We start from the raw sequence: 11,711 nt of genomic DNA, 5'->3' as shown, positions 1-11,711 counted from the left end.
TTCGGTCAGAAGCGGTACTTAGCAGATGCAGTGACGCTACGGGGAGCTCCGTACGTCAGGGCACCGTAGGCTTCGAACATATCGAAGTACTCCTCGTCGGTCAGGTTGTCGACGTTCAGCTGGGCGGTGAGGTTGTCCGTCACCTCGTAGCGAGCCATCAGGTTAACCAGCGCATAGGCTTCCTGCTCGATCTTCTCGCGGTTGCCGGCTGGGCTGGTGGCGTAGGTGTAGATGCTTTCCTGCCAATTCACCCCGCCGCCGACGGTGAGCTTGTTGAAGGCGCCCGGCAGGCGATAGGTCGTGAAGGTGCGCAGCAGCTTGGTCGGGAAACGCGTGCTGCGGGCGTTACCGTCCGGGTCTTCAACCTCGAACTGGGTGTAGCCGGCCATGAGATTCCAGCCCGGTGACAGCTCGCCGGAAACTTCCAGCTCGAAGCCCTCGCTGGTCACATCGATGGCCTGATAGGCAAACTCACCGGCCATTCCACCTGGAACGGGCACACCCGTGCTCTCGCCCAGACCATCCTGCTTGATCTTGAATATCGCCGCAGACGCATTTAACCGGCCTTCGAAGAACTCTGCTTTCAGCCCCGTCTCATAACTTTCACCAATAATGGACGCCAGCTGCTGCCCGGTGATGTCACGCCGAGCTTGAGGCTGGAAGATATCGGTATAGCTGGCGTAGGCCGAGAGGTTCTCGGTGAGGTCGTAAACGATACCGGCGTACGGTGTCAGTTCGTGCTCATCCAGACGGGAGGGCGATGTGAACGGAGTGTCGTCGCTAGTCTTCTCGTAGCGGTTGTCGCGCGCGCCAAGGATCACTTTCAGGTCGTCTGTCACGCTCAGACGGGTTACACCGTACAACCCTTTTTGTGTCAGGTCGCCGTAACTGTAGGGCGTCAACCCTCCCCAAATCGGCGCCTGAAAGTTGCCTTCATAGGCATCGAAATTGGCGACACCACCAAAGCCGCTCTGCGCGGCGCGAGAATCGGCATTGAAGTCCTGCTGGCTATAGATGTAGCCGAAGGCGACCTCATGCTCGCGCCCGAACAGCATCACAGGCCCGCCAAGGCGGATGCTGTAGTCGTCCTGCACGGTCTCAGTCTTATAGGAGCCAGGAAATGAAAACATCGGCGAGCTGCCGTCCCGCCCTGGGTTTCCAGAAAGATACAGAAGGTAGGAGTCGGAATCGCGTTCGCCGCGGTTGTAGCTCAGGTTCATCTCCCAGTCGTTGGCGAAGCGGTGGTCCAGGTTGACGAAGTAGGTTTCGTATGTGCTGTCCCATTTGCTCCACTTGGCGGAAGTGGTTTTGGAGCGGCTCCAGTTCGTGCGGCTGCCGTCTGCGTACCAGATCGGCAACCCGCCCCACATAGGCGAGTCGGAATCGTTTTGCTGGCGGCTCAAGCCGAACCACAGCGTGGTATCCGGGGTGAGGTCGACGTCAATGGTGCCGTAGAAGGTTTCGCGTTCTTTCGATTTCAGATCGATCCAGCTATCACCTTCGTTATATTCCCCAACCAACCGCGCACGCACTGTGCCGGCTTCGTTCACGGCAAAGGAGATATCTCCTTGCGTGCCGTAGGTATCCCAACTTCCAGCGCTCACCTCGACCGAGCCGGTCAACTCGCGGCTGTTCGCGCGTTTGCGAACCAAGTTGAGCGAAGCGGACGGCTCGCCCGCCCCCGCCATCAGGCCGTTCGCACCGCGCACCACTTCCACACGGTCGTACATCGCCAGGCTGCTGAACATCTCGCCCGAGCTCCATGGCTGCTCCCAGATCGTCGGCACACCATCGATCATCAAGGAGTTGATCTCGAAACCGCGCGCGTTGAACTGCGCCCGATCGGTTTCGTAGCGATTGACCGACACGCCTGTGGTGTTGTTGACCACATCAAGGATGGTTTGCATGTCCTGATCTTCCATCCGCTGCTGCGTTATTACGCTGACAGACTGCGGCGTTTCGCGAAGAGACATGCTGAGTGGCGTGGACGTGCGTGCAGCACCGGTAGTGTAGGACCCGGTCCCCTCCGTCACGTCTCGCACCGCCTCACCGGTGACAGTGACGGCGTCAAGGGTGGTTGCGTCGTCCGCTTCAGTTGCCGCGGTCTCCTGTGCGTATGCAGGCATGCCTGCCAGGACGGCACCCGCTGCGAGTAGATGAACGACCAGCGCAAGCGGTCGGAGGGCGAGCTTCGGGCATCCAGCGGCTGGAGCTAGCTGGGCAAGCGTGTTGGTCGGCATCTGTCAGCTTCCATGGAATATGATTGATTCTACGAATCGTTCGCATTATATGTTCGCATCTTGCCTTGCTGGAAGCCCTTGATTACACATGCGAGCAGGCCGGCAAACTGAACCGCAGATTTTTAGAAGCCGCAGACGAGCGTCTGATAACCATTGAAACCAAGCCAGGCTGCTCGCAATTGGCGACGTAGAGAGGCTGACGCGGGTCAGCTCTATCCAGCGTGTTTAAGGTCCTTGGTCTACTCGCCCAGCGGCCAGTCCCAAATGGCCCGTAAGTCTTTACAATGCGCGGCTTCCATCTGCACCCGGTCCGCGCTCATGTCCTTGCCCCAACATCATCTCGAACTGCTCTCCCCTGCCCGGGACACGACCATTGCTCGCGAAGCCATCCTGCATGGCGCCGATGCGGTGTACATCGGCGGGCCGAGTTTTGGGGCGCGGCACAACGCCGAGAACAACGTGGCGGACATAGCGGAGCTGGTGAAATTTGCGCATCTGTTCCACGCACGGGTATTCGTCACGATCAACACCATCCTCCACGACGACGAGTTGGAAGCGGCGCGGGCGCTGATCTGGCAGCTGTATGAGATCGGTGTCGATGCGCTGATCGTGCAGGACATGGGCGTGATGGAAATGGACATCCCGCCGATCGAACTGCACGCCAGCACCCAGACCGACATCCGCACCCTGGAGCGCGCCAAATTCCTCGACAAGGCTGGCTTCTCGCAGCTGGTGCTGGCCCGCGAGCTGAATCTGCAGGAAATCCGTGCGATCAGCGACGCCACCGATGCCGCCATCGAGTTCTTCATCCACGGCGCGCTGTGCGTGGCGTTCTCCGGTCAGTGCAACATTTCCCACGCGCAAAACGGCCGCAGCGCCAACCGTGGCGATTGCTCCCAAGCGTGCCGCCTGCCCTACACGCTCAAGGATGACCAGGGCCGCGTCGTTGCCTTCGACAAGCATCTGCTGTCGATGAAGGACAACAACCAGAGCGCCAACCTGCGCGCGCTGGTCGACGCCGGCGTGCGCTCGTTCAAGATCGAGGGGCGCTACAAGGATGTGAGCTACGTAAAGAACATCACCGCTTACTACCGTCAGCGACTCGACGAGATTCTCGAAGACCGCACCGTCCTTGCCCGCGCCTCCAGCGGCCGCACTGACCATTTCTTCGTGCCGGACCCGGACAAGACCTTTCATCGAGGCAGCACCGATTACTTCGTGACCGACCGCAAGATCGACATTGGCGCCTTCGACTCGCCGACCTTTACCGGTCTCGCCGTGGGTGAAGTGCTCAAGGTCGGCAAGCATGACCTGACGGTGCAGACCCGTGAGCCGCTGTCCAATGGTGATGGCCTCAATGTGCTGATCAAGCGCGAAGTGGTGGGCTTCCGCGCCAGCGTGGTCGAGCCGTTGAAGCAATTCGAGGAAGACGGTCAATCGCTCTGGCAGTACCGCGTCGAGCCCAACGAGATGCCCGACGCGATCCGCCAGCTACGTCCGAACCATCCGCTCAACCGCAACCTGGACCACAACTGGCAGAACGCGCTGCTCAAGACGTCCGCCGAGCGCCGCATCGGCGTGCGTTGGCTGGCCAAGCTGCGTGCCGATGAGCTGGAGCTGCACGTCACCAGTGAAGAAGGCGCCTATGCCAGCGTCTCGCTGGCCGGCCCCTTCGGCGAAGCGAAGAAGCCGGAACAAGTGCCTGGCCAGATCGCCGACCTGCTGAGCCAGCTGGGCACCACGATCTACCACGCCGAAGAAGTGGACGTGGATGCGCCGCAGGCCTTCTTCATCCCCAACTCGCAACTAAAGGCCCTGCGCCGCGAAGCCATCGAGGCGCTGACCGAAGCCCGCGAAGCGATTCGGCCATTAGGCAGCCGCAAGGCCGTCAGCGTACCGCCGCCGGTCTACCCGGAAGCGCACCTGTCGTTCCTCTATAACGTCTACAACGAGAAAGCCCGCGCCTTCTACCACCGCTACGGTGTGCAACTGATCGATGCGGCCTACGAGGCTCACGAGGAAACCGGCGAAGTGCCGGTGATGATCACCAAGCACTGCCTGCGCTTCTCGTTCAATTTGTGCCCGAAACAGGCCAAGGGCGTGACGGGCGTGCGCACCAAGGTTGCGCCCATGCAGCTGGTGCACGGCGATGAGGTGCTGACCCTGAAGTTCGACTGCAAGCCCTGCGAGATGCACGTGATCGGCAAGATCAAGGGCAACATCCTCAACCTGCCGCAGCCGGGCAGCGCCAGCAGCGTGGTCGGCCACATCACCCCGGCCGACTTGATGAAGACCATTCGTAGCAAGCCGCACGCCTGAGGTAGATAATCCGCGGCTGCCGACGTCGAGCCGTGGCAACTCTCCACTCAGTTAAACCTTGTGAGGCCGGTCTGCAGTCCGGTACGTTCGACATGCCCGTTCCAACTGACAGGCCAGAACAATAACCGCGGCCGCCCAGGCATGCCCTTGCAAGGAAACACCATGAGATCTCTGATTGCGGCTGGCATCTTGCTGGCCAGCGGCGCGGCCTTCGCCGCGCCCTCCTCCTCGGTGCTTGATGAAGCCCAACAGCGCGGTACGCTGAAGGTCTGCACGACTGGCGACTACAAGCCCTACACCTTTCTGCGCGACGACCAGAGCTACGAGGGCATCGACATCGCCCTCGCCGAGTCACTGGCGAAGTCCCTGGGCGTCAAGATCGAGTGGGTACCGACCACCTGGAAGACGTTGATGCCAGATTTCCTCGCTCAATGCGACATGGCCTTGGGCGGCGTCTCCATTTCACTCGAGCGGCAAAAGCAGGCCTTCTTCAGCAATCCGATCACCGTGGACGGCAAGATCCCCTTCGTCCGCTGTGATGAGGTCGAGAAGTACCAGACCATCGAGCAGCTCAACCAGCCCTCGGTGCGCCTGATCGAGCCGCCAGGCGGCACCAACGAAGCCTTCGTGCGTCGCGAGCTGCCCAAGGCGCAGCTGGAGCTGTTCCACGACAACACCGTGATCTTCAAATCCGTCGCCGATAACAAGGCCGACGTGATGATCACCGACTCGTCGGAGGCGCAGTATCAACAGCGCAACTACCCGACTCTGTGTGCGGTTAACCCCGACAAACCCCTGCAGTACAGCGAAAAGGCCTTCCTGCTGCCGCGCGGTGATGTGGCATTCAAGGCCTACGTCGATCAGTGGCTGCACCTGACCAAGGCCACTGGAGAATACCAACGCATCGCTGACGCCTGGCTCGCCAAACCGAGCGAGTAAGCGCGCCGGGCGGACCCGGGCGGTCGGGTCCGCTGTGCATTACACCGCTCGGCTTGCAACATCCCCGGTGCGCGAGCGCTGATCACTGAAGCACGATTGACCTCGAAAACTTACTGGCACCGATACACTCTTAATGGCACCGCGCCTTGCCGTTCCGTACGGCGCTGCCCGGATCTCTCATGACGAAGACAAGGATCGACGATGCTCATAAGGCCAGCCGTTTGGTTGTTCACCCTGCTCATGGTCGTAGCACTTGCAGGCTGTACCACTCCGCGACCGAAGACCCCCTCGCCGCAGGAAGTGCCCACCGAGACGGGCGCGCTGATCGGTTCAGGCAAGGCCTCATATTACGGCAACCAGCACCACAACAAACTGACCGCCAGCGGCGAGCGCTTCGACCAAAACGCGCTGACAGCGGCTCATCGCACGCTGCCGTTCGGCACTCGGGTCCGGGTCACCAACACCCGTAACGGCCAAAGCGTCGTGGTGCGTATTAACGACCGCGGGCCATTCGTCCGAGGACGGATTATCGACCTATCGAAAGCGGCGTTTGAGCGCATCGCCAGCGCTCGCGCCGGCGTAATCCGGGTGCGCTTGGAGCGGGTCGACTGACGCACACGCACCGAACGACGCTGGTCATCAAGTATGGAAGTGGCGTGCCGATAGAGCGGTTACGTCCACTCAGCTTCCGGTGCTTTCATGTTCAACAGCCACCTCAAAAAACAAGTCGAAGACCAGGCTGTAGAACTGTCGCTGCTCCGGCAGCTTCGCGATCAAATGAACGCAACGATGCTGTCGATCACCCTCGACACCGAGTTTCGAATGGTGGCCGTCAACCAGAAATTCGCGCAGACGCTCGGCTACAAGGTCGAGCAACTGCAAGGCCGCGCCATGGCGGATATCGTCCCGGCCTATGTAAAAAGCCTGCCCTGCTTTCATAATTTCCGAGCGGCCGTGTCCAAGCTCGAACCCGTCAGCGACGACTATCGTTTTCTGCGCACCGACGGCAGCCTTGCCTGGCTGCACATCGATTGGTATCCGGTCCTGAACGCCCAAGGCAAGTTGCTGCACATGAGCGGGTACGCCCGTGAAGTGACGAAAGAGCTGCAGCTGGCAAAGGAGAACGAAGCGTTCATTAAGGCGCTGCTGCGTTCTACCGCGGTCATTCAGTTCAATCTGGACGGCACCATAGTCTCGGCCAACGACCAGTTCCTGCAAGGCATGGGCTATTCGCTCAAGCAGATCGTGGGCAAGCACCACAGCATGTTCTGCACCCCGGAAGAAGCGTCTTCCCAGCAGTACAAGACCTTCTGGCAAACGCTAAATCGCGGCGAATTCGTTGCGAACCGCTTCAAGCGCATCGACAGCATGGGCCGGGACGTCTGGCTGGAAGCGACTTACAACCCCGTCTATGACACCGAAGGCAAGCTGTGCAAAGTGGTCAAGTTCGCCAGTGTGGTCAGCGATCAGGTCGCACGTGAGGAAGAGGTCCGGGAGGCGGCGAGCATCGCCTATGACGTGTCGCGCAAGACCGACACCAGCGCCGAGCGCGGCGCCGTGGTGGTCAAGGATACGGTTGCGACCATGAAACGCATCGCCGAGGAGGTCGAATCAGCCACCCAGGGTATCGAGGCGCTGGGCCAGCAATCGCACCTGATCAGCTCCATCGTCCAGACCATTGGGGGCATCGCTGCACAAACCAACCTGCTCGCACTCAACGCCGCCATCGAAGCCGCACGCGCCGGCGAACAGGGTCGCGGGTTTGCCGTAGTCGCCGACGAAGTTCGCCAACTGGCCGGCCGCACCAGCGCCGCTACTGAAGAGATCGTCAGTGTGGTGCAGAAGAACCAGGCGCTGGTCGACGAAGCCGTACGGGAAATGGCCAACAGCCGCGAGCAAGCAGCTCAAGGGCTGTCGCTGGCCAACCAGGCGGGCGAGGTCATTGTCGAAATCCAGGACGGCGCCAAACAGGTCGTGAGTGCGGTGGGTCGCTTCGCCAACGAACTGCATTGACGGGAAGGCTGGCTACGCTCCCCCCCACCATTAACGGCTGATACCGGAATCGACGTCGCCAGGGACTTCGTCAACGGAGCACCCAGCTTCTCGGCCAAGCCTAACCCTCGCAGCAACGAGGGATCACTGCCCCGCTGCCCCCTGCTCCAGCGCGTCAGAGCGCAGCGCTGCCCACAGGCCTGGCGAAGCGATAGGTCGCAAAGCAGCACAGCACGACGCCGCTCAGTGCCAACAGGCCGCCAACGATGCCAACATCGCTAAGGCCGAGATGAGCGGTGACCAGGCTGCCCAGCAGCGCACCGCCACCAATGCCGATGTTGTAGATGCCCGAGAACAAGGCCATGGCGACATCAGTTGCGTCGGAAGCCAGGTTCAAGACCTTGGTTTGCAACGCCAGACCAAAGCACATCCCGGCAATCCCCCAGACAACGACCAGCATGCCCAGCAACGAGGTGTCGCGTGCCGCCGGCAGCAACAGCAGCAAGCAGGTCGCCATGACCGAGATCGCCGCGATCATGAAGCCCTTGGGATAGCGCCCGCTGTAGCGGCTGAAGAGGAAGGAGCCGAGGATGCCGGCACCACCGAACAGCAGCAGCAACACGGTGGTCATGTCCCCGCTCAAATGCGCGATGGTCTGCGCGAAGGGCTCGATGTAGGTGTAAGCCGTGAACTGCGCGGTAATCACCAGCGCCGTCAGCACGTAGGTCGCCACCAGCGCCGGCCGCTTGAACAGCACCGGCAGGCTGCGCAGCGAGCCGGAATTCTGGCTTGGCAGCAGCGGCAAGGTCCGCGCGAGAACCAGCACAACCAGCGCGGCGACCCCGGCAATCGCCAGAAAGGTGGTGCGCCAACCCAGCGCCTCGCCGACCACACGGCCCAGCGGAATGCCGAGCACCATGGCCAGTGCGCTGCCGGTAGCCAGCAGTCCCAGCGCCTGCGCCTGCTTGCCGACTGGCGCGACGCGCACGGCCAGCGAGGCGGTAATCGACCAGAACACCGCGTGGGACAGCGCGATGCCGATGCGGCTGATCATCAGCATGCCGAAACTCGACGCCACGCTGGACACCAGATGGCTACCGACAAACACCACGAAGACGAACATCAGCAAGGTGCGACGCTCGATGTTGCGCGTCATCAGCATCATCGGCAGTGACATAAGGGCCACCACCCAGGCATAGATGGTCAGCATCAGGCCGACCTGAGACGGTGGCATGTCGAATGAGCGGCCAATGTCGCTAAGCAAGGCGACCGGAACGAATTCCGTCGTGTTGAAAATAAAAGCGGCCAGGGCCAACGCGATAACGCTGAGCCAACTCCCGCCGTGGGAGCTTTGCGATTCGTTCATGTGGCCGTCGTCTGAAAACTGCTGTTCACTCGGCAACCGCAACGCGCCAGGACGGCACAGTACAGTGTGACGAAGAAGGTGTAAGGGATGGCCGTTCCATCACCTGCCACAACTCAGATCGCCCGCGGCGCAGGTAATGCACGCAGGATGGCAGCGTAAGCGTTGGAGGTGCGAAGAGGGACAGCTGGAGCGGCGCGGATTCTACGCCTGCAGTCGGTCGATGTCAGGCCGGAAAAGTATCTGGCGACCGGTGGCAGACCTGCAGCGCACCTGCAGCGAACTGCGCGACCCCGTACGACATGGACAAGCCGCGGATCAGGCTGTTGTAGGAGCCAGCTTGCTGGCGATCCGCACCTGCGCGGTGGTGAAAAGATCGCCAGCAAGCTGGCTCCTACAGGGGACAACGCCAGCGAAGGTAGTCGTGGCGCTGCGAGGTGCGGAATCCTGCAGTCAGTCGCGGCCAGGCCGAGCAGGCATCTCGCGACCGGTGGCAGACCTGCACCGTACCGGTAGCGAACTGCGCGAACCCTTACGACATCACGCTTATGTAGGAGCCAGCTTGCTGGCGATCCACGCCTCTGCGGTGTCGAAAAGATCGCCAGCAAGCTGGCTCCTACAGGGGACAACGCCAGCGAAGGTAGTCGTGGCGCTGCGTGCGGATTCTGCAGTCGGTCGCTGTTAGGCCGAGCAGGCATCTCGCGACCGGTGGCAGACCTGCCCCGTACCTGTAGCGAACTGCGCGAACCCTTACGACATCACGCTTTTGTAGGAGCCAGCTTGCTGGCGATCCGCACCTGCGCGGTGGTGAAAAGATCGCCAGCAAGCTGGCTCCTACAGGGGACAACGCCAGCGAAGGTAGTCGTCGCGCTGCGTGCGGATTTCTGCAGTCGGTCGCTGTTAGGCCGAGCAGGCATCTCGCGACCGGTGGCAGACCTGCCCCGTACCTGTAGCGAACTGCGCGAACCCTTACGACATCACGCTTTTGTAGGAGCCAGCTTGCTGGCGATCCACGCCTCTGCGTTGTCGAAAAGATCGCCAGCAAGCTGGCTCCTACAGGGGGCAACGCCAGCGAAGGTAGTCGTGGCGCTGCTAGGGGCGTTCAGGCGTGTGCGTTATCGATTGAAGTAAGCGCGGGCGCGCTCGACCTCGGCAGCCGTCGGCTTGTAGCTGGTCCACTGACCCTGCTCTTTCTTCTTGTAGCGAATCACGCCTTGCGCCACGTCGAACTCGTAGAACGGATAGACCTCGCGCAGGTTGTAGAACGCGGCCGGCGCGAAGAACAGGATGTCAGCGACAAGATAGCCACTGTTGAACTTGAGCGGGACGATCCCGTACATCGGTTCCATGCCGTCCTGCGTAGCGCGGAAGCGGTACTGACCGAAGCTGGTTGCCTTGTAGGTCTTGTTTAGGGGGTTCTTTAGTACCAGCGGAGCATCGTCGTTGATCTTGACCGCGAGGCTCGGGTCGCTGGAGCGCAGCGAAGTGGTGGCAGTACAGGCGGACAACAGCGCAGCGAGCAGCGGCAGTGCCAGAAGTTGCTTGGTTTTCATGGTCATTCCCTTGCAGATGGTAGGCGTGAACGGCCATGACATCCCTACGCTGGGGTGCTGCGGCCGTCCGTGGCGGGCGGCACTATAGGCCAGCGCAAATACATGGCCAAGCGCCATCTAGCTATACAGCGCCTTTCCCGATCATCGCTCACCACCGGACGCCCACTCGGCACTCCGCCGAAACTTTCCCGCCAGGCACCAGCCGTACGTACAGAACCCACTTTCATGTCTGGAGTACCTATGGCTTATCCGAAGATCCACGCACAGAAACAGGACCGCTTGCCCGGTCTGGAACGCGAGCTGCAGCCACCGGCCGAGTTCATTCGCGACAGTTACAAGGGCAGCGGAAAGCTCGCTGGCAAGGTCGCGCTGGTCAGCGGTGGCGACAGTGGCATCGGCCGCGCGGCAGCGGTGCACTTCGCCCGAGAAGGCGCCGACGTAGCGATCATGTACCTCGATGAGCATCAGGATGCCGAAGACGCCAAGCGCATGATCGAAGCCGAGGGGCAGCGCTGCCTGCTGCTGCCAGGCGACATCCGCGACAGCAGCTACTGCAAGGACGCCGTGGAGCAGACCGTGAAAACCCTTGGCCAACTGGACGTGCTGGTCAACAACGCTGGCCGCCAGGAAGTCCAGACGCGGCTGGAGGACATCACCGACGAGCAGTGGGAAAAGACCTTCGCCACCAATATCCATGGCTACTTCTATCTCACCCGTGCCGCCCTGCGGCATCTGAAAGCCGGCGCTTCGATCATCAACACCACGTCGATCAACTCCTTCATAGGCAACCCGATGCTGGTCGATTACACCTCGACCAAAGGCGCCATCGATGGGTTTACCCGTGCCCTGTCACAACAATTAATCGAGCGCGATATCCGGGTCAACCAGATTGCCCCTGGCCCGATCTGGACCCCGCTGCAACCGCCATCGCTCGGCAAGCACGATCCGGAACTGCTCGAAGACTTCGGCAGCCAGATGCCAATGGGCCGGTGCGGTCAGCCATCCGAACTCGGCCCGGCCTACGTGTATCTGGCCTGCGAGGACTCGACCTACGTCAGCGGCCAGACCATCCATATCAACGGCGGCAAGGTGGTCAACGGCTGAGTTGGCCCATCTACCTGGTGGGCCGCGCCAGTTGCCGGCGCGGCCCGCCCAGATTCCAGGCATCCGAATCATTGGGTAATGACCCGCTACGGAACCATCTTCCCGGCTCGCCCGCCCAACAATCAGGACGGCACGCGCTCACCTGACCGGTCGAGACGCTCGCCGCGTATATGAACCGCAGCCAGGCCTGCATACCCAAGG

At 61.3% G+C, this 11,711-nt stretch carries 8 protein-coding genes and 1 pseudogene; 6 read left to right on the top strand and 3 right to left on the bottom strand.

The annotated features are described in order from the left end of the window. Window positions 1-5: 5 nt before the first annotated feature. Complete coding sequence (locus ACIGHL_RS01185; RefSeq protein WP_128119022.1) at window positions 6-2,240, bottom strand: TonB-dependent siderophore receptor; 2,235 nt, start codon at window positions 2,238-2,240, stop codon at window positions 6-8. A gap of 318 nt (window positions 2,241-2,558) precedes the next feature. Between ACIGHL_RS01185 and ACIGHL_RS01180 the strand changes: the two genes are divergently transcribed. The 5 genes and pseudogenes from ACIGHL_RS01180 (at window position 2,559) to ACIGHL_RS01160 (ending at window position 7,511) form a co-directional block, all read left to right on the top strand. Next, entirely contained in the window at window positions 2,559-4,559 is a 2,001-nt protein-coding gene (locus ACIGHL_RS01180) for a peptidase U32 family protein (protein ID WP_128119021.1), read from the top strand. A gap of 162 nt (window positions 4,560-4,721) precedes the next feature. Then, window positions 4,722-5,498: a transporter substrate-binding domain-containing protein gene (locus ACIGHL_RS01175; protein WP_128119020.1), complete on the top strand. Its 777-nt coding sequence runs from the start codon at window positions 4,722-4,724 to the stop codon at window positions 5,496-5,498. 201 nt (window positions 5,499-5,699) lie between these two features. After that, complete coding sequence (locus ACIGHL_RS01170; RefSeq protein WP_128119019.1) at window positions 5,700-6,110, top strand: septal ring lytic transglycosylase RlpA family protein; 411 nt, start codon at window positions 5,700-5,702, stop codon at window positions 6,108-6,110. Window positions 6,111-6,197: 87 nt separating this feature from the next. Next, a pseudogene (locus ACIGHL_RS01165) lies at window positions 6,198-6,974 on the top strand (PAS domain-containing protein); the annotation flags it as partial. Continuing rightward, a complete protein-coding gene (locus ACIGHL_RS01160) occupies window positions 6,954-7,511 on the top strand; it encodes a methyl-accepting chemotaxis protein (protein WP_371916883.1) in 558 nt (185 codons plus the stop codon). The pseudogene ACIGHL_RS01165 and the gene ACIGHL_RS01160, both read left to right, overlap by 21 nt. 154 nt (window positions 7,512-7,665) lie before the next feature. On the opposite strand, the gene ACIGHL_RS01155 is transcribed toward ACIGHL_RS01160, so the two are convergent. Beyond that, complete coding sequence (locus ACIGHL_RS01155; protein ID WP_128119017.1) at window positions 7,666-8,856, bottom strand: sugar transporter; 1,191 nt, start codon at window positions 8,854-8,856, stop codon at window positions 7,666-7,668. A gap of 1,112 nt (window positions 8,857-9,968) precedes the next feature. Next, window positions 9,969-10,406: a hypothetical protein gene (locus ACIGHL_RS01150; protein ID WP_128119016.1), complete on the bottom strand. Its 438-nt coding sequence runs from the start codon at window positions 10,404-10,406 to the stop codon at window positions 9,969-9,971. A gap of 240 nt (window positions 10,407-10,646) precedes the next feature. On the opposite strand from ACIGHL_RS01150, the gene ACIGHL_RS01145 reads away from it, so the two are divergent. Further along, window positions 10,647-11,510 carry an SDR family oxidoreductase gene (locus ACIGHL_RS01145; protein ID WP_128119015.1) on the top strand — a complete coding sequence of 288 codons (864 nt, stop codon included), beginning with the start codon at window positions 10,647-10,649 and terminating at the stop codon, window positions 11,508-11,510. The last annotated feature ends 201 nt before the right edge of the window (window positions 11,511-11,711 follow it).

It is taken from the genome of Pseudomonas sp. NPDC077451, assembly GCF_044543345.1.
Lineage (GTDB): Bacteria > Pseudomonadota > Gammaproteobacteria > Pseudomonadales > Pseudomonadaceae > Stutzerimonas.
Note: the sequence above shows the minus strand (reverse complement) of the source record. Positions and strands in the feature narration are given on the sequence as shown.